The sequence below is a fragment of the Proteus cibi genome, from assembly GCF_003144405.1.
GTDB lineage: Bacteria > Pseudomonadota > Gammaproteobacteria > Enterobacterales > Enterobacteriaceae > Proteus > Proteus cibi.
Map to the genome: position 1 here is coordinate 39888 of NZ_PENW01000005.1, position 18409 is coordinate 58296.

Annotated in this window: 16 protein-coding genes; 4 read left to right on the forward strand and 12 right to left on the reverse strand. The window is 39.3% G+C overall.

Annotated features, from left to right (window positions below; translation table 11 throughout):
- The first annotated feature begins 81 nt into the window (after positions 1–81).
- The gene (locus DK865_RS01020; RefSeq protein WP_109391023.1) at positions 82–2244 is read left to right on the forward strand and encodes a TonB-dependent siderophore receptor; all 2163 of its coding nucleotides are present in this window, start codon (positions 82–84) and stop codon (positions 2242–2244) included.
- A gap of 75 nt (positions 2245–2319) precedes the next feature.
- Here DK865_RS01020 and dinB read toward each other — a convergent pair whose 3' ends face one another.
- Complete coding sequence (gene dinB / locus DK865_RS01025) at positions 2320–3375, reverse strand: DNA polymerase IV (RefSeq protein ID WP_023580996.1); 1056 nt, start codon at positions 3373–3375, stop codon at positions 2320–2322.
- A 233-nt stretch (positions 3376–3608) separates the two neighbouring features.
- Here dinB and DK865_RS01030 point away from each other — a divergent pair, with 233 nt between their 5' ends.
- Entirely contained in the window at positions 3609–4481 is an 873-nt protein-coding gene (locus tag DK865_RS01030; RefSeq protein ID WP_109390938.1) for a glycerophosphodiester phosphodiesterase family protein, read from the forward strand.
- Between the two features lie 88 nt (positions 4482–4569).
- Here DK865_RS01030 and nqrM read toward each other — a convergent pair whose 3' ends face one another.
- From nqrM to DK865_RS01070, 8 genes are all read right to left on the reverse strand, one after another.
- The gene (gene nqrM / locus DK865_RS01035; protein ID WP_023580998.1) at positions 4570–4797 is read right to left on the reverse strand and encodes a (Na+)-NQR maturation NqrM; all 228 of its coding nucleotides are present in this window, start codon (positions 4795–4797) and stop codon (positions 4570–4572) included.
- Between the two features lie 19 nt (positions 4798–4816).
- A complete protein-coding gene (locus DK865_RS01040) occupies positions 4817–5839 on the reverse strand; it encodes an FAD:protein FMN transferase (RefSeq protein WP_023580999.1) in 1023 nt (340 codons plus the stop codon).
- Positions 5840–5919: 80 nt separating this feature from the next.
- Positions 5920–7146 (reverse strand): NADH:ubiquinone reductase (Na(+)-transporting) subunit F, encoded by a 1227-nt coding sequence (nqrF, locus tag DK865_RS01045; RefSeq protein ID WP_023581000.1) that lies wholly within the window; start codon positions 7144–7146, stop codon positions 5920–5922.
- 16 nt (positions 7147–7162) lie between these two features.
- A complete protein-coding gene (nqrE, locus tag DK865_RS01050; RefSeq protein WP_023581001.1) occupies positions 7163–7759 on the reverse strand; it encodes an NADH:ubiquinone reductase (Na(+)-transporting) subunit E in 597 nt (198 codons plus the stop codon).
- A 5-nt stretch (positions 7760–7764) separates the two neighbouring features.
- Positions 7765–8394: an NADH:ubiquinone reductase (Na(+)-transporting) subunit D gene (locus tag DK865_RS01055; RefSeq protein ID WP_023581002.1), complete on the reverse strand. Its 630-nt coding sequence runs from the start codon at positions 8392–8394 to the stop codon at positions 7765–7767.
- A complete protein-coding gene (locus tag DK865_RS01060; RefSeq protein WP_036911887.1) occupies positions 8387–9172 on the reverse strand; it encodes a Na(+)-translocating NADH-quinone reductase subunit C in 786 nt (261 codons plus the stop codon). The genes DK865_RS01055 and DK865_RS01060 overlap by 8 nt, the downstream gene beginning before the upstream one ends.
- Positions 9165–10403, reverse strand: a complete 1239-nt coding sequence (locus DK865_RS01065; protein ID WP_023581003.1) for an NADH:ubiquinone reductase (Na(+)-transporting) subunit B — start codon at positions 10401–10403, stop codon at positions 9165–9167. The genes DK865_RS01060 and DK865_RS01065 overlap by 8 nt, the downstream gene beginning before the upstream one ends.
- A 3-nt stretch (positions 10404–10406) precedes the next feature.
- Positions 10407–11747 carry a Na(+)-translocating NADH-quinone reductase subunit A gene (locus tag DK865_RS01070; RefSeq protein WP_109390939.1) on the reverse strand — a complete coding sequence of 447 codons (1341 nt, stop codon included), beginning with the start codon at positions 11745–11747 and terminating at the stop codon, positions 10407–10409.
- A gap of 415 nt (positions 11748–12162) precedes the next feature.
- Here DK865_RS01070 and DK865_RS01075 point away from each other — a divergent pair, with 415 nt between their 5' ends.
- On the forward strand, positions 12163–12930 hold the full coding sequence (locus tag DK865_RS01075; protein ID WP_023581005.1) for a L,D-transpeptidase family protein: 768 nt from the start codon (positions 12163–12165) through the stop codon (positions 12928–12930).
- On the opposite strand, the gene DK865_RS01080 is transcribed toward DK865_RS01075, so the two are convergent.
- Together DK865_RS01080 and lpcA are read right to left on the reverse strand one after the other, a co-directional pair.
- Positions 12901–13668 carry a class II glutamine amidotransferase gene (locus DK865_RS01080; RefSeq protein ID WP_109390940.1) on the reverse strand — a complete coding sequence of 256 codons (768 nt, stop codon included), beginning with the start codon at positions 13666–13668 and terminating at the stop codon, positions 12901–12903. The two genes, DK865_RS01075 and DK865_RS01080, sit on opposite strands and share 30 nt — an antisense overlap.
- A gap of 53 nt (positions 13669–13721) precedes the next feature.
- A complete protein-coding gene (gene lpcA / locus DK865_RS01085; RefSeq protein ID WP_023581007.1) occupies positions 13722–14300 on the reverse strand; it encodes a D-sedoheptulose 7-phosphate isomerase in 579 nt (192 codons plus the stop codon).
- A 238-nt stretch (positions 14301–14538) separates the two neighbouring features.
- Here lpcA and fadE point away from each other — a divergent pair, with 238 nt between their 5' ends.
- Positions 14539–16986 carry an acyl-CoA dehydrogenase FadE gene (fadE, locus tag DK865_RS01090; RefSeq protein ID WP_109390941.1) on the forward strand — a complete coding sequence of 816 codons (2448 nt, stop codon included), beginning with the start codon at positions 14539–14541 and terminating at the stop codon, positions 16984–16986.
- A 115-nt stretch (positions 16987–17101) separates the two neighbouring features.
- Here fadE and lysA read toward each other — a convergent pair whose 3' ends face one another.
- The gene (gene lysA / locus DK865_RS01095; protein WP_109390942.1) at positions 17102–18343 is read right to left on the reverse strand and encodes a diaminopimelate decarboxylase; all 1242 of its coding nucleotides are present in this window, start codon (positions 18341–18343) and stop codon (positions 17102–17104) included.
- Positions 18344–18409 lie beyond the last annotated feature (66 nt).

Genomic DNA, 18409 nt, shown 5'->3' on the forward strand with positions numbered 1-18409 from the left:
ATTAGCATTAATGTTTTTAGAGTGATATTTTCATGGCTTCCGCATTTAAAGTTAAAAAATAAAAAACCAAAGGGTTCTATTGTGTCTAATAAAAATTGCGTTGCTAACCTCTTTCTCGCCTTACCTCTAAGTTTACTTTCGGTTCAAATCCATGCCGCAGTCACTCAAAATTTACCTGAAAAGATAATCGTTACAGCATCTCCATCACAAGATCCTCAAGCACCCGTTTCCGGTTTTGTAGCAACAAAAACATTATCAACAAATAAAACGCCGACTGAAATTGCAAAAACACCGCAATCCATTAGCGTGATCACGCGTGATCAAATGGATGCTCAAGATGTCAGTTCAGTTTCTCAGGCGTTACGTTATACACCCGGTGTTTTCACAGAATATCGTGGAAGTTCTAATCGTAATGATGAAGTTTTCATTCGTGGATACAGTTATGCACCACGTTTTCTTGATGGCCTAAGTTATGGAATGGGAGCTTCATCATCAACTGGCGCAATTGATCCATGGTTATTAGAGCGCATTGAAGTCGTTAGAGGACCTGCATCTGTTCTTTATGGTCAAGTAAATCCAGGTGGACTTGTTGCGATGACCAGTAAAAGACCAACCGCATCCCCTATTCGTCACATTCAAGTTCGTGCAGGCAATGATAAATTAGCAGAAACCGCTTTTGATTTTTCAGGTACATTAAGTGATGATAATCGTGTGCTTTATCGTCTAAACGGCATTGCAAAAACACAACACACACAGATAAAAAACTATAAAGAAGAACGTTTTGCACTTGCTCCGGCTATTACTTTCTTACCGAATGAACAAACACGCTTAACTCTATTAAGCTTTATTCAGCAAGAGCCTGAAGCGGGATATCGTAATTTTTTACCTGCCTATGGTACGGTTAAAAGCACTCCCGCGGGTACTATTCCCTTTAATTTTGATGTCAATAATCCCGATTACCATAAATCATGGCGTCAACAATATGGTATAGGTTATGAATTCGAACACGAATTTAGTGACACACTAAAAATTGTACAAAATGCTCGATATAGCCATATTAATCAGAAATATAAATACCTTGTATTTGGATCTTTAAGAAAAGATAATCCTTACGTTCTTGAACGCCGAGCGCAACAAGAGCAGAGAGAAACGGATACTTTAGGAATAGATACACGTTTACAAGCCGACTTTACTACAGCAAAACTTAATCATACTATGATTGCAGGTATTGATTATCAATGGAGTAAAGATCAAGATAATTTACTTCGTGCTATGGGGTCTGAGTACGATCTTGACTGGCGTGATCCTAATTATCACTATCCAATTGATATGAGCCTACAAAAACCCGCGACCGACCAACGCCAAAAACGTGATCAAATTGGGGTGTATCTACAAGATCAGATCCATTGGAAAAATTGGATCTTACTTGCAGGTTTACGTCAAGACTGGGCTCAAGTTCGGACTCATGATTTCTTAGCTAAAAGCTATGATCAACAAGATGATAATAAGTTAACGGGTCGCGCAGGGCTTTTATATTCTTTTGATAATGGTATTTCTCCTTATATTAGTTATAGCACCTCGTTTGAACCTAATTTACAAACTCGCCGAGCACCAGGAAGTGCCCCTTTTGAGCCTAGCGAAGGTCGTCAATTAGAAGCAGGTATTAAATACCTCACACCGAATGAACAAACGTTGGCAACACTCTCTGTTTATCAATTACAACAACGCAACGTTACCAACTACAATGCTGAAAAAGCGTATTTTGAACCTGTGGGTGAAATTAGAAGTCGTGGTATTGAAGCGCAAATTAATAGCCAATTAACTGAAAATATCTCATTTATTAGCAGTTATGCTTATACCGATACAGAAGTAAGAAAAACCATTATTGAGGGAACACAAGGAAAAGAACTTCCTAGAGTTCCTAAGCATATAGCATCATTTTGGGGGCAATATGATGAAACATCAGGGCTATTGAATGGAGCTAAAGCAGGCGTTGGTGTGAGATATGTGGGTGTATCTCAAGGCGATACCAAAAATACGGTCAGTGTACCAGCGGTTACACTTTACGATGCAATGATTGGTTATTCATTAGGTGAGCTATCACCTTCGTTAAAAGGTGCTGAAATTCAACTTAATATGAATAACATTGCGAATAAACACTATGTTGCATCTTGTGCTGGTGATACTGCATGTTTTTATGGGATCGGTAGAACAATGACGGCAACAATGAATTATCGCTGGTAATACGATATAGATTAACTATATACATTAACTGTGTTAACCATAACCTATCTGTTGATCGGTTATGGTTTTTTATTCTTATAGTGCTAAAAGAAGTTGTCGTTCTATTTGTGGATCTTGCAAGGTGACATGAAATCCGATTAATCGCACACCTCGACCATTTCGGCGCTCATGCCATGCTTGATAGGCAATATTTATTAAATCGGCTTTTTCTAAAATAGGATGAGTATGCTCTTGTGTCGTTAATTGAAAATCATCAAATTTTAGTTTAACGCCTTGCCTTGCTATTCTTAAATCGGGTTTCACTTTTATGAGTCGCCTTTCTAATTCGCTATATAACCCGTCAAGTAATACCAAGCAATCATCCCAAGAATTAATATCTGAGGCAAAAGTACGCTCAACGCCAACTGATTTTCTAAGTCTATCTGGGTTAATTTCACGTTCATCAATGCCATGACTACGTTCCCATAAATTTTGACCAAATTTTCCAAAGACTTTTACCAAAGAAATAACATCAGTACGACGAATATCAGCACAAGTTTCTAATCCCATTTCTTGCAAGCGAGCAAATGTCACCTTACCTACGCCGGGTATTTTATTAAGCGGTAATTTTAAAATAAAATCATCGACTTGCTCTGGTGTAATAACAAATTGTCCATTTGGTTTATTGATATCTGAAGCAATTTTTGCGAGAAATTTAATCGGTGCAATGCCTGCGGATGCAGTGAGATTTAACTCATCAAAAATTTGTTGGCGAATTTCTTGGGCGATCAACGTTGCAGAACCGTGACAATGCTTGCTGTCAGAGACATCAAGATAAGCTTCATCAAGTGAAAGGGGTTCGATAAGGTGAGTATAACGAGAAAAAATTTGGCGGATCTTTGCTGATGTCTCTTTATAGAGAGCCATTCTGCCGGGTAAAACTTTTAAGTGAGGGCATAGCTTCAACGCCGTTGCCGTTGACATAGCACTACGGACACCAAAACGACGGGCTGGATAATTCGCTGTGCAGATCACACCTCGGCTAGAAGCATTGCCTCCAACTGCGATTGGGATCTCTTTTAATGCTGGATTATCTCGCATTTCAATCGCAGCATAAAAACAATCCATATCAACATGAATAATTTTACGCATACAATCACCTCACTTTATTTACTGTTTAAATATACAGTAAATAAATATTAACTACAATTTTTATTCCTTTTCATCTCCCTCTATTGAGGTGTATTTCTCATAAAAATCTGAATTAGTCTGTTTATTTATAGAATTGTCACAAAGTGGTGATAGATTGTTTTTTCTGGTTGATTAATTACATTAATTTTAAATATTGTTTTGTAACTATATATAAAACAAGGAAATAATTTTTCATGATTAAATTATTTATCGCTATTTCTCTCTTTTTTTATTCTGTAATTCTTATGGCATCTCCTAAAATTATCGCACATCGTGGTGGCACTGCTGATGCCCCTGAAAATACTGAAATTGCTATAAAAACAGCCCTTTCTAATCAAGCTGATGCAATTTGGATCACCATTCAATTATCGAAAGATAATGTTCCTGTTCTTTATCGCCCTAGTGATTTAAAAAGCTTAACGAATGGGCAAGGTAGTATTTCTGACTTTACTGCACAGCAACTTAAACAATGGGATGCGGGCTATAAATTTGGTGAAGCACAACAATTTCCTTATCGAAATAAAGGAGTCACCATTCCGACATTGGATGAGATCTTAACTCAATTCCCCACAACGCAGTTTTATCTTGATTTAAAATCACCAGATGCTGATCCCGTAATCCAAGGTGAAGCATTAATTACTGTGCTTAGTAAGCATAACGCTCTGGATAGAACCCGCGTTTATTCTACCAATACCGCATTTCTTGATGCCTTACCGACTAATGTACAACGTTTTGAAAACCGTGATATCACTCGTGACATTTTGGCCAATATCACAATGAGCCATGTTTGCCTACTACCTGAAAATTTAGATATTACTCGCTGGTATGGGCTTGAGCTTCACCGCAAAGTAGAAGTTGTTGAGAAATACACACTCGGTGAAGCACGCTCGACATCTATTCTGAGCTGGGATAAAGATGCTATGTCTTGTTTTCGTGCTGGTGGCAATGCTCATATTGTTCTGTTTGGGATCAATACAGAGAAAGATTATATTCAAGCCACAGAATTAGGTGCTGATGCAGTTATGGTCGATTCACCCGCAAATATAAAAGCATTTAGAAAAGAGTAAGTACCCTAGCTTTTAGCTTCCTTTCTTTAGAAATAAAAAAGAGTGATGTAAACATATACACCACTCTTTTTTTATTTTTATCGCTTACTTAAAGAATTCTATTTTTATTAAGCAATTCTTCTCTTGCTGCATCTTTTGCCATACGTTTTTTACGTGCATCACAAGGTTCGGGGCAATCACACTCTTTCTCTATGCCCATAGCACCTAAACCGCCACAGCTACCTTGAAGGCTTTTACGTTTTACAATATAGCCTAACGCCATACCAAAGAAGGCAATCAAGAATAAGATGAAGGCAAATAGAAATATTTTTAACATAACCTTCTCTCCTTAAATTCTACTTTTTCAAGAATGGGGCGAATGCTTTACTATAACGCTCTTCAAACCCATTTTCAGTTTTCACTATCATAAAGACAGGAATATTTAGCTCATTTGCTACTGCTAACCCTTTTTCAGGCCCTAAAACATTCAATCCTGTCGAAAGACCATCAGCACTCATGCAAGTTGGCACAATTACCGTGATCGAAACAAGATTATGTTTAATAGGATGACCTGTAGTTGGATCAATGGTGTGAGAAAAACGAACACCATTTTCTTCAAAATAGTTACGATAATCACCAGAAGTGGCTATTGAGCTATCACCCGGCTCAATAATTAACTGAACACTTTGTTTTGTGCCGTCATTCGCTGGTTTTTCAATCGCTATACGCCAAAGCTTGTCATTACCATTTACGCCTTGTGTTCTTACTTCACCACCAATATCAACCATATAGTTAGTGATATTTTGTGAAATTAAATATTCAGCAACAGCATCAACACCATAGCCTTTAGCAATCGAAGAGAGATCGACATAAAGTTCAGGGATCTTTTTAATTAATGTATTACCTTCAACAGCAAGATAATCAATTCCAATCCACTGTTTACGTTTTTCTAATTCATCTTCAGAAGGTTGATGTGTAAATCGCCCTTCTGGACCAAATCCCCATAAATTCACTAAAGGACCCACGGTCACATCTAAAGCACCATCAGTTATTTTATTAATACGAATGGCTTCACTTACGACTTTAGCTGTCGCGGGTGACACAGGAAATGGGGTATTAATTTCACGGCTTTGATTGAAACGACTAAGTTCAGAATGAGGGCGATATGTTGACATTTGATCGTTCACTTCTTCAAGAATACGATCAATCTCTGTTTGTAAGACGTTTTGTGGAGGTGAATTACTGTCTGGAACATATTTAATCGAGTAATAAGTTCCCATCGTTTCACCTTCTAATACCTGCTGCTTTTCACCACATGCAGATAATAGAACTAATGCAGACAGCATCACTATCCAATTTATCATCTTTCTTTTTAACATAACTCTCTCTTCTGATCATGAGCGCCCACCTAAGTGGGCGCTTGTCATTTCATTCATTTATGCTTTATCGGAAGTTAGGATCAACCCCCAAAGTCATCCAGCATAATGTTTTCATCTTCAACGCCTAAATCTTTGAGCATTTTAATAACTGCTGCGTTCATCACTGGCGGTCCACACATATAGAATTCACAATCTTCTGGTGCTGGATGATTTTTGAGGTAGTTCTCAAACAACACATTGTGAATAAATCCAGTATAGCCAGTCCAATTATCTTCAGGCAATGCATCTGAAAGTGCGACATTCCATGTAAAGTTTTCGTTTTCTTTTGCAAGCATATCGAAATCTTCAGTGTAAAACATTTCACGAACAGAACGCGCACCATACCAGAAGCTAATTTTGCGTTTAGAATGTAAGCGTTTTAATTGGTCAAAGATATGTGAGCGCATTGGCGCCATACCCGCACCACCACCAATAAAGATCATCTCAGCATCGGTTTCTTTAGCAAAGAATTCACCAAATGGCCCTGAAATTGTCACTTTATCACCTGGTTTTAATGACCAAATATACGATGACATAATTCCTGGTGGCACATCAGGATTGCGTGGTGGCGGTGTTGCAATACGCACGTTTAACATGATGATGCCATGCTCTTCAGGATAATTCGCCATCGAATAAGCACGTACAGTGGTTTCTTTAACGTCAGAAACATAACGGAACAAATTAAATTTATCCCAATCTTCACGATACTCTTCTGGTACATCAAAATCTTCATAACGTACCGTATGAGGAGGACATTCGATTTGAATAAATCCACCAGCACGGAAAGGTACAACCTCACCTTCAGGGATTTTTAACACTAATTCTTTAATGAAAGTGGCTTTATTATCATTTGAGATAACTTCACATTCCCACTTTTTAACACCAAAGATTTCTTCCGGTAATTCTAATTTCAGGTTGTTTTTTACGTTTACCTGACAGGCTAAACGACAACCTTCTTTAGCTTCACGTTTGTTAATATGTGAAAGTTCTGTCGGTAAAATATCACCGCCACCTTCCAGCACTTTAACGCGACACTGACCACAAGAGCCACCGCCACCACAAGCGGATGAAATAAAAATACCTTCGTTTGATAATACGTTAAGTAATTTATCACCTGCTGGTGCATCAAAACTTTTTTCTGGGTCTCCATTGACCTCAACTGAAATATCCCCTGTATTGACCAGTTTTGATTTTGCGAACAAAATCAATGCTGTTAACACCAATACAATCAGGGTAAACATCACGACACCTAGAATAATTATATCCATGAGTTCTTCTCACCCTTTATAGCTGAACACCAGAGAAGGACATGAAACCTAATGCCATCAACCCTGTGGTGACAAAAGTAACGCCTAACCCTTTCATACCTGCCGGTACATCCGCGTACTTCATTTTCTCACGGATAGAAGCCAGTAATACGATGGCTAACATCCAACCAATCCCAGAGCCGAAACCATAAACAATAGACTCGCTAAAGTTATAGTCACGTTGTGCCATAAATGACACACCACCGAAGATGGCGCAGTTAACGGTAATAAGTGGCAAGAAGATCCCTAGTGCGTTATACAGCGCAGGGAAATAACGGTCTAAAATCATTTCTAGGATTTGCACCAGTGCCGCAATCACACCAATGAAAGTGATAAAGTTTAAGAAACTTAAATCGACACCGTCCATCAATGCGTTATCACGTAACACATAGTTGTAAACCAAGTTATTCAATGGTACAGAAAGACCTAGAACAACGGTAACCGCAATACCTAATCCAAAAGCTGTTTTTACGTTTTTAGAAACGGCGAGAAATGTACACATCCCTAAGAAGAATGCGAGCGCCATATTCTCAATAAAAACAGCACGAACAAACAGGCTTATATAATGTTCCATGGCGATTAGTCCTCTTCAACCTGTGCAGGTTTTAATGTACGTAATCCCCAAATTAGCAAGCCAATGATAAAGAATGCACTTGGAGCTAACAGGAATAAACCATTAGGCTGATACCAGCCACCATTCTGAATAGATTCCATCACGGTAATGCCGAATAATTTACCTGAACCAAAGAGCTCACGTAAAAAACCAACAAGGATCAAGATAACGCCATATCCTAAGCCGTTACCAATACCATCCATAAAGCTTTCAATAGGAGGTGCTTTCATCGCATAAGCTTCAGCACGCCCCATTACAATACAGTTAGTAATGATAAGACCAACGAAAACAGAAAGTTGCTTAGAAATTTCATACGCATAAGCTTGTAGTATTTGGTCAACAACGATAACTAATGAAGCAATAATCGCCATCTGAACAATAATACGAACACTACTTGGTATGTAATTACGGATCAGTGAGATAAAAAAGTTTGAAAATGCAGTAACTAAAGTTACCGCAATTGTCATCACTAATGCGGTTTCAAGTTTTGTTGTTACCGCCAATGCAGAACACACACCTAACACCTGTAAGGCAATCGGGTTGTTATCTAACAATGGCCCAAGTAAAACTCGTTTAATTTCTTTTGTATCAGCCATTGATCTCTCCTTCACGAACTTTTTTCAGGAATGGGCCGAAACCTTTTTCACCTAACCAGAAATCGAACATATGCTGGATACCATTTGAGGTCAATGTTGCGCCTGAAAGCCCATCAATACCATAAGGACTGTCAGATGCGCCACTGCGCACAATCTTAATAGCAGGTACGCCTTCTTCAGTCAGTAAACGCTTACCTTTCCATTGTGCTTTCCATTGTGGATTATCAACTTCACCACCTAAGCCTGGAGTTTCACCATGAGCATAATAGGTAATACCCTTAGATGTCACACCATCAATATCTACAGCGACGAAAGCGTACATGACAGACCATAAACCTGAACCATATACAGGTAGCACAACTTCAGTTGTTTTACCTTGAGCATCAAGAACGAAGTAAACTTCAGCGGTATTGGCACGGCGACGAATTTTCGCAATATCTTCAGCTGGTGATAACGCAATAGATGTTTCATCACTACGTAATTCAGCATTTAAATCAAAATTGCCCTTACTATCAGTCAGTTCTCCTGTCTGAAAATTAACAATTTTTGCTTTAATTCGAGTGTCATACACTTTCAATACATCTGTCGCACTCATTTTAGGGACGAGCAGACCCGCAACATCAAGAATATTACGTTGTTTATCAAGAAGTTTTTGTTCTTCTTGTTTAGATTTCAGTCCAACAGCGGCTCCTGCTACTACCACGGAACACACAAGACATAGAATAAATACAACGAGGAACGTTCTTGCGACGCTATCTTTGTTTTTCTCTTTAGCCACGAGCTTGTCTCCGCTTAATATTCGCCTGAACAACCACATAATCGAACAGTGGTGCAAATAAGTTTGCGAATAAGATTGCCAGCATCATACCTTCTGGGTAAGCCGGATTGACGACACGAATAAGCACAGCCATTACGCCAATCAAAATACCGTAAGCCCATTTACCTTTATCAGTAAACGATGCGGATACTGGATCTGTTGCCATAAACATCATACCGAAAGCAAAACCACCTAATACTAAGTGCCAGTGCCAAGGCATTGAGAAGAGAGGATTGGTATCTGAACCGATAAAATTAAATAGGTATGACATTGCAATCATGCCCACCATTACCCCAGCAACAATACGCCATGAAGCAATACGAGCAAAAAGAATGACAGCACCGCCGATTAAAATCATCAGTGTTGAAACTTCACCGATCGATCCTGGAATATATCCCAGGAAAGCATCCATCCAAGAGATAGGTTGTTGAGTGACGGTATTTAATAATGCACTTTCACCCGATACAGACCATTGTGATAATGGTGTTGCACCAGAGAAGCCATCTGCCGCAGTCCAAACCAAATCACCTGAAATTTGAGCTGGATAAGCAAAGAACAAGAATGCACGACCAGCTAACGCTGGGTTTAAGAAGTTACGCCCTGTACCACCAAAGATTTCTTTCGCGATAACAACACCAAACGTAATACCTAATGCAGCCTGCCAAAGTGGTAATGTTGGCGGTACGATCAAGGCAAATAAGATTGATGTAACAAAGAAGCCTTCGTTAATTTCATGGCCACGAATAAAGGCAAAAAGAACTTCCCAAAATCCACCAACCGCAAAAACAACAAGATATATAGGTAAAAAGTAAGTTGCACCAAGTAGCATCTTACTTGCCCATCCAGCATCTGTTGTTAATGATGCGCCTAGGAATTCAGCAAGACGATAGTGCCAGTCTGAAGCAATAATTTGCTGTAACTCAGCACCACTATATAACTGATTAAGTGCAGGGATCGCTTGATGACCGACGTTATACATTCCCCAAAACATTGCTGGGAAAACGGCCAACCAAACTAAGATCATCATACGTTTTAGGTCAATAGTGTCACGAACATGCCCACCATTACGCGTAACAGTACCTGGCGTATAAAATACCGTGGTAACTGCTTCATAAAGCACGTACCATTTTGCTAATTTGCCACCGGGCTCAAAATGGTGCTCTACTTTTTCAAATAAATTTTTCAAACCCATGAGTTACCCTTCCTGCTCAATTTTGGTCAATACTTGGCGCAGTGCTGGGCCATACTCATATTTGCTTGGGCAAACATAAGTACATAATCCCAAATCTTCTTCATCCAATTCCAAACAACCTAATGCTTGAGAACTGTCAGTATCACCTACAACTAAATCACGTAATAAATGCGTTGCCATAATGTCTAACGGCATCACACGCTCATAGTTACCAATTGGTACCATTGAACGTTCACCGCCATTCATTGTGGTTGTAAATGCAAAGCGTTTATTTTTTAAGAAGTGACCGATTGTTGTACGAGTGATAGAAAATTTATCGCTACCCGGCATACCCCAACCAAATAACTCTTTATCACGACCTTCACGTAATACAGAAACTTGGTTATGGAAACGACCTAAATAGTGATGAGCCTCATCAGATTTCCATCCCCATAATACAGAGCCAGAAATAATGCGATTTTCACCATCAACTAATTGATCTTTAGTTAACTCATAGAGATCAGCCCCTAAACGAGTACGCACTAAACGAGGTGCTTTTACTTGAGGGCCAGCTAATGCAATAACACGTTCTGTATATAAAGAACCTGTTGTAAACAGATAACCAATAGCAATGACATCTTGATAATTTAAATGCCAAACCGTTTTCTTAGCACTCACAGGTTCTAAGAAATGGATATGTGTACCGACTAATCCAGCTGGATGTGGACCCACAAATTGGTTATAGCTAATTTGTCCGTCATTTAATTTTGTTGGTGATTTTTCACCATGACAAACATAAATTTTGCCTTCGGTTAAACGAGTTAAAACGACAAGACCATCATTAAATGCCTTCTCATTTTGCTCAATAATAACCATAGGATCTGCTGCAAGCGGATTTGTATCCATCGCAGAGACAAAAATGGCGACAGGTGTTGTACCTAAATGCGGAGTGCGACTATAAGGACGGGTCCTTAATGCAGTCCACATTCCCGAATTAACAAGGTTAGTTTCGACTTGTTCGCGGGTCAGATTTGAGAGCGTTGAGCTATCATAACGGTTAAAGGTGATTTCTTCATCGCCATCAATTTCGATAACGATAGATTGGAACACACGACGTTCGCCGCGGTTAATTTCAACGACTTTACCACAAGCTGGGCTGGTGAAAACAACACCGGCATTCTTCTTATCTTCAAAAAGAATTTGCCCTTTTTTTACATGCTCACCTTCCGAAACCATCATAGAAGGACGCATACCGACATATTCTTCACCTAGCAATGCTACGCGTCGAATCGCGGGTCCGTCTTCTATCACTTGGGCAGGCGCTCCTGCAATTGGGAGGTCGAGTCCTTTTTTAATTTTAATCATAAGATTTGCACAAGTTTATCAGTTAAACCCTAAGCTACAAATTCACCCCGAAAATGTAGCGACTCTGTAATAAAAACATCTTAAGGCGTTTTTGAACCCTAAGTTATTTATCTCCGATAATTGTTACTATTTTCTCTTATTCTGCCGAACTGAATTTTATCATCTCAGCCTAAACCTGTCTGACTATTCGAGTGATTTAGCTCAAGCAAATGGGAATATTATTTTGACTGAAACGTTAACAACTCGTATAAACCGAATTAAAATATCATCTTTTTCGACGAACGATTAAATTTCATACAGAATATTTTGTAAAAGAAAAGAAACCATATCAGATTTTAATTTACAAATTTATTGCTTCATAGCAATCTACGATCTACTTTATCAACAAATTCTAAGCTATTTTTCTGATAAAACCATGACCAGTCACGCAAAACAACTAATCAGTTTTTTAACATTAATGTTAACTTCCTTATTAGTTAACGCCGAAAATAATTCAAATTTTCTAATCAAACCTGTTAAAAAAAGTACAGGTCAGCCTATCTATATTCAAATTTTCAAAGAAGAAAGCTTACTTGAACTTTATACGGAAAAATTAGATGGGCAATTAGAAAAAGTACGTACTTACCCTATTTGTAGCTATTCTGGCGGTCTTGGACCTAAAAAGTTTCAAGGGGATTTAAAAAGCCCTGAGGGGTTTTATCAAGTTAATTTCTCACAATTAAATCCGAATAGTCGATTTTACCGAGCTATTAACCTAGGATTTCCTAATCAATATGATAAATCAAAAGGATACACTGGCGATTTTTTAATGATCCACGGTGCATGTAAATCGGTTGGTTGCTATGCAATGACAGATTCTGTGATGGATGAAATTTATCAGTATGCTGAATTGGCGCTACAAGGTGGTCAATCTACGATTAATATTCATATTTTTCCATTTAAAATGACCGCTGAAAATATGAAAAAACACCAGTATTCAAAAGATATAGATTTCTGGCAACAGCTGATGCCTGCCTACCAATATGTCGAAGAACGCAAACAAATCCCATCTATTACTGTTCAAGATGGGCGTTATCTCGTTAATAACACGTTGACTTCACCTAATAGTGTAGACCCGGCTCTTAACTTATCACAAAATAGTGAAAGTAAATGGTTACAGAATACGCACACCACGATCAAATAAGACAAACTCGCCTGCGGGAATACGTTGCCAAGATTCATTTCCAGTCAATGGTAATGTTGAAATAACTGAAACCACATCATCGGATTGTGTGTGTTGCTGGAAATCGATTTCTACATCTTGATCAAGTAATTTGGCTTTGCCAAAAGGCGCTTTACGCGTGATCCAATGTAGATTAGTGGAACAATATGCCATTACAAATCGACCATCTGATAACAGCATATTGAAAACGCCTTTTTGCTTTAATTGAGAGGCTAAACCAGCGATAAAACGAAAGACAGCAGGCCAATTCACTGGGGTTCGTTTATAACGATTTTCGAGCTGATTTAAGATCCAGCAAAAAGCTTTTTCACTGTCTGTCTGCCCTATAGCTCTAAAACGTCCTGTTTCAAGAGATTGGTAACCTTTTAGTTGACCATTATGCGCATAAGTCCAGTTTTTTCCCCATAATTCACGGGTAAAAGGATGGGTATTTTCTAGAGAGACATTTCCTCGGTTCGCTTGACGAATATGAGCGATCACCGCCTCTGATTTAATGGGGTATTCTTGAACAAAGCGAGCGACTGGCGAAATTGCGCTAGCTTGAGGATCTTTAAATGTACGACATCCTAATCCTTCGTAGAAAGTAATTCCCCAACCATCTTTATGAGGTCCGGTCTTACCCCCTCTTGGAATTAATCCACTTAGACTGAAATTAATATCTGTCGGTACATTTGCACTCATGCCTAACAATTCACACATCGCTCACTCCTTCTTGCCGATGTTTATTGCTCATTAATAGCAATATCAACAAATTATTTTTCCATTTCTTTTTCAATTAATTGGATCAGAATATGGATAACTTTAATATGAATTTCTTGAATACGATCAGCATAACCAAAATGAGGTACACGAATTTCAACATCGGCGGTACCGTCCATTTTGCCACCATCTTTGCCTGTTAGCGTAATGACTTTCATGCCTTTCTCACGCGCAGCACTAATTGCTTTGATGATATTGCCTGAATTGCCTGAAGTTGAAATACCCAGCAGAACATCACCTTCTTTACCTACCGCTTCAACATAACGAGAAAAGATATATTCATAGCCAAAATCATTACTTACACATGAGATATGACTTACATCTGAAATAGCAATGGCAGGATAACCAGGGCGATTTTCACGATAACGTCCAGTTAACTCTTCTGCAAAATGCATTGCATCACAATGAGAGCCACCATTACCGCAAGATAATACTTTACCGCCTGCTTTAAAAGAATCTGCTAATAACACCGCAGCTTTTTGGATAGCGTCAATATTGGCATCATCTTGAAGAAAACGAGAGAGTGTATCTGCTGCTTCTGTTAATTCACCACGGATAAGATCTTGGTACATAGGATTTTTACTCCAGAAAGGGTAATCGAAATTTTCTGTTTCTCAGTGTAACGGATTACATGTCACGAAAGAAGATACTGATTATCGACAAATGCTAACTTCTCTCATTTACGAATAATTTGTGAGCTATATTGTAATTAGAATGTAAATATATTGATAAAAGTTAGTGACTAGATTAGATCTAAATGACAAACAACAGGTCTGACCTCTGATCTCTTGCTAAATACAGGAGTTTATTATGACACTACTCAGTATCGTACTTTTTATTGTTCTTATTGGCGTACTTAGTTATCGCAAATTCAGTATCGCAGTAAGTAGCCTCGCGCTTATTGCTTATACATTAATTATGGGTATCGCCAATATTTGGAGTTACTGGTTACTCCTACCCGTTGCATTGGTTTTATTACCCTTCACCATCCCTTCTATTCGTAGATCCTATATCTCAGTGCCTGCACTTAAAGCCTTTAAAAAAGTCATGCCTTCTATGTCTAAAACAGAACAAGAAGCTATTGATGCTGGCACAACATGGTGGGAAGGCGAGCTTTTCCGTGGTGCTCCCGACTGGAAACAACTTCATAATTACCCTAAACCACAGCTAACTGCTGAAGAGCAAGCTTTTCTTGATGGACCTGTCGAAGAAGTTTGTCGCATGACAAATGACTTTGAGATTACGCATGAGTTAGCTGATTTACCTCCTGAAATCTGGCAATACCTTAAAGATAATCGCTTCTTTGCGATGATCATTAAAAAAGAGTACGGCGGATTAGAATTTTCAGCCTATGCTCAATCTCGCGTATTGCAAAAACTGTCAGGGGTGTCTGGTATTTTAGCTATCACCGTTGGTGTGCCTAACTCATTAGGTCCTGGTGAGTTATTGCAACACTATGGTACCGATGAACAGAAAAAACGCTATTTACCCGGTTTAGCCAAAGGAGAGGAAATTCCTTGCTTTGCTTTAACAAGCCCAGAGGCGGGTTCCGATGCTGGTGCTATTCCTGACAGTGGGGTCGTCTGTATGGGGGAATGGCAAGGTGAACAAGTACTTGGCATTCGTTTAACATGGAATAAACGCTATATCACGCTTGCCCCTATCGCGACTGTATTAGGATTAGCATTTAAATTACGCGATCCTGACCATCTATTAAGTCATGATGAAAACCCTGGCATTACCTGCGCGTTAATTCCAACCGATGTCAAAGGTGTTGAAATCGGTCATCGTCATTTCCCATTGAACGTACCCTTTATGAATGGACCGACGCGAGGTAAAGATGTTTTTGTTCCTATCGATTACATCATTGGTGGACCAAAAATGGCAGGTCAAGGTTGGAGAATGCTGGTGGAATGTCTCTCTGTTGGACGTGGCATCACATTACCATCAAACTCTACGGGTGGATTAAAAAGCGCTGCTATGGCAACAGGGGCTTATTCTCGTGTCCGTCGTCAATTCAAAATTCCTATCGGTAAAATGGAAGGTATTGAAGAGCCATTAGCTCGCCTTGCTGGAAATGCTTATCTCTTAGATGCGGCATCCACCTTAATTACCACAGGTATCATGTTAGGTGAAAAACCTGCCGTACTATCCGCCATAGTCAAATATCATTGTACTCATAGAGCGCAACGAGGAATTATCGACGCAATGGATATTGTGGGGGGTAAAGGGATCTGCCTTGGGCCATCAAACTTTGTCGCGCGCTCTTATCAAGGTTCGCCAATTGCCATCACGGTTGAGGGTGCCAATATTTTAACTCGTAGCATGATCATTTATGGTCAAGGTGCTATCCGTTGCCATCCTTATGTATTAGATGAAATTGCAGCAGCACGAGACAATAACCTACATGATTTTGACCGCGCTTTATTTGGTCATATCGGTCATGTGATCAGTAACACCTTACGTAGTTTGTGGTTGGGTATCACTAATGGCCGATTAAGTAATTCACCCACTAATGATGAAACCCGCCGTTATTATCAACAAATTAACCGTCTGAGTGCCAATATGGCGCTATTATCTGATGTTTCAATGGGGGTTTTAGGTGGAAGCTTAAAACGTCGTGAGCGTATTTCAGCACGTTTAGGCGACATATTAAGTCATATCTTCCTCGCGTCTGCCACTCTTAAGCGTTATGAAGATGAAGGTCGCCATACCGCAGATTTACCTCTCGTACATTGGAGCGTAAAAGAGTGTTTATACCAAGCTGAGAATGCAATTGATGAGCTGCTACGCAATTTTCCAAGCCGTGCTATCGCAGGCACAATGCGTGCAATTATTTTCCCACTGGGTAAAGCTCAAAAATTACCTTCCGATAAATTAGATAGCAAAGTAGCGCAACTTATCCAACAACCTTCTGAAACTCGTGATCGGATTGGTAGAGGTCAATACTTAACGCCGAGCGAGCATAATCCACATGGTTTAATGGAAGAAGCACTACTGGATATCTTAGCTGCAGAGCCTATTTTCGACCGTATTTGTCGCCTCTATGAGAAGAAGTTTAGCTTTACTCAGTTAGATAAATTAGCGGACAAAGCTCTGGCTGATAAACGAGTAACTCAAGAAGAAGCCGATATCTTACGTAAAGCAGAACAGAGTCGCTTACGGAGTATCAATGTTGATGAGTTTGACTTTGATGCATTGGCGGTGCCTGCAAAAAAGCCGAAAACAGACAAAATAAAAACCGATAAAGCCGCTTAAAAATATAGAGGGGAAGACGTTTTCCCCTCTAAAACACAAGCACCTCTCATCACTAACATTGTCATGAGGTGCTTTTTTATTTTTCAATGAAAGCATGTTTAATAAAAAGAATGAATTAGAGATCTAACTCCAACGCTAATAACTCTTCTATTGTTTGACGACGACGAATTAATTGGGGAACATCCTCTGTTATCAGCACTTCAGGAATAAGTGGTCGGCTATTATAGTTTGATGACATTGAAGCACCATAAGCCCCAGTATCATGAATAACTAAATAATCACCTACCTGTGCTTGAGGCAATAAACGAGGAACAACCATGCCTCCCTCTTGCTGAGTAAAAACGTCTCCGGACTCACACAAAGGACCGGCCACAATCGTCTCCTGTAATTCTGTCGCGGGTTTAATTTGACCATGGTTATCTAAAACTGAAATTTGATGGTAACTGCCATACATTGCTGGGCGCATTAAATCACTAAACCCCGCATCCACCAGCACATAATGACGGCTTCCCATTGATTTAACGGCTCTCACTTGTGACATCAATACACCTGATTCAGCCACTAAAAAACGTCCCGGTTCTATTTCAAGCTCAATAGTATGCCCTAAGTGTTGTGCGATACGTTGGCGTGCTTTATCCCATAAAGAAAAATAGTGTTCCAAATCAACAATTGCATCCCCCTCTTGATAGGGCGTTGATAATCCCCCTCCTGCCGAAATAGCTTGAATATCAACTTGAGAGGTAAGCACTTGCTCTACCATCGCATCACAGACACAAGAAAGATGTTGATAATCAACACCAGAGCCAATATGCATATGAAAACCCACTAGCGTTAGATTATATTGTTGGATCACCGCTAACGCTTCTGGCACATCTTCATACCAAATACCATGCTTACTGTTTTCACCACCTGTATTGGTTTTTTGGCTATGTCCATGACCAAATCCGGGGTTAATTCTAATCCAAACCGCATGCCCTTGATTGCGTTTACCTAACTGACGAAGCATATCAATCGAGCCAGCATTAACAGGAATATCTAACTCGACAACACGTTCAATGGTTCTTTCATCAAGTAAATCAGCGGTAAAGACAATCTCACTTTTTTCTCTACCACCTTGATAACCTGCAACTAAAGCACGTTCAATCTCTCCTAATGAAACAGAGTCAACTTTCACACCCTGTGCTTTCATTAAACGTAAGATATGAATATTGGAACATGCTTTTTGAGCAAAACGAACCACATCAAAAGAGTTAAGCTGAGCAATACGCTGAGAAATCGTGTCGCCTTGATAAATCCATAATGGCGTTCCATAAGTTTGTGCTAATTGGTATTGAGCCATAGTTATTGATGTTGTCATGTTATCTACTCATAAAAGTCACTGGTGAATAAATTCATTATTTATTAACTTACAAGGGAATAAAAA

What these genes read in the sequence shown, in the direction of transcription:
- DK865_RS01040 (WP_023580999.1), bottom strand. Translation starts at nt 5,839, where the DNA reads ATGTTAAAAAGAAAGATGATAAATTGGATAGTGATGCTGTCTGCATTA.
- lpcA (WP_023581007.1), bottom strand. Translation starts at nt 14,300, where the DNA reads ATGTACCAAGATCTTATCCGTGGTGAATTAACAGAAGCAGCAGATACA.
- dinB (WP_023580996.1), bottom strand. Translation starts at nt 3,375, where the DNA reads ATGCGTAAAATTATTCATGTTGATATGGATTGTTTTTATGCTGCGATT.
- DK865_RS01030 (WP_109390938.1), top strand. Translation starts at nt 3,609, where the DNA reads ATGATTAAATTATTTATCGCTATTTCTCTCTTTTTTTATTCTGTAATT.
- DK865_RS01055 (WP_023581002.1), bottom strand. Translation starts at nt 8,394, where the DNA reads ATGGCTGATACAAAAGAAATTAAACGAGTTTTACTTGGGCCATTGTTA.
- nqrE (WP_023581001.1), bottom strand. Translation starts at nt 7,759, where the DNA reads ATGGAACATTATATAAGCCTGTTTGTTCGTGCTGTTTTTATTGAGAAT.
- DK865_RS01080 (WP_109390940.1), bottom strand. Translation starts at nt 13,668, where the DNA reads ATGTGTGAATTGTTAGGCATGAGTGCAAATGTACCGACAGATATTAAT.
- nqrF (WP_023581000.1), bottom strand. Translation starts at nt 7,146, where the DNA reads ATGGATATAATTATTCTAGGTGTCGTGATGTTTACCCTGATTGTATTG.
- DK865_RS01070 (WP_109390939.1), bottom strand. Translation starts at nt 11,747, where the DNA reads ATGATTAAAATTAAAAAAGGACTCGACCTCCCAATTGCAGGAGCGCCT.
- DK865_RS01065 (WP_023581003.1), bottom strand. Translation starts at nt 10,403, where the DNA reads ATGGGTTTGAAAAATTTATTTGAAAAAGTAGAGCACCATTTTGAGCCC.
- DK865_RS01075 (WP_023581005.1), top strand. Translation starts at nt 12,163, where the DNA reads ATGACCAGTCACGCAAAACAACTAATCAGTTTTTTAACATTAATGTTA.
- fadE (WP_109390941.1), top strand. Translation starts at nt 14,539, where the DNA reads ATGACACTACTCAGTATCGTACTTTTTATTGTTCTTATTGGCGTACTT.
- nqrM (WP_023580998.1), bottom strand. Translation starts at nt 4,797, where the DNA reads ATGTTAAAAATATTTCTATTTGCCTTCATCTTATTCTTGATTGCCTTC.
- lysA (WP_109390942.1), bottom strand. Translation starts at nt 18,343, where the DNA reads ATGACAACATCAATAACTATGGCTCAATACCAATTAGCACAAACTTAT.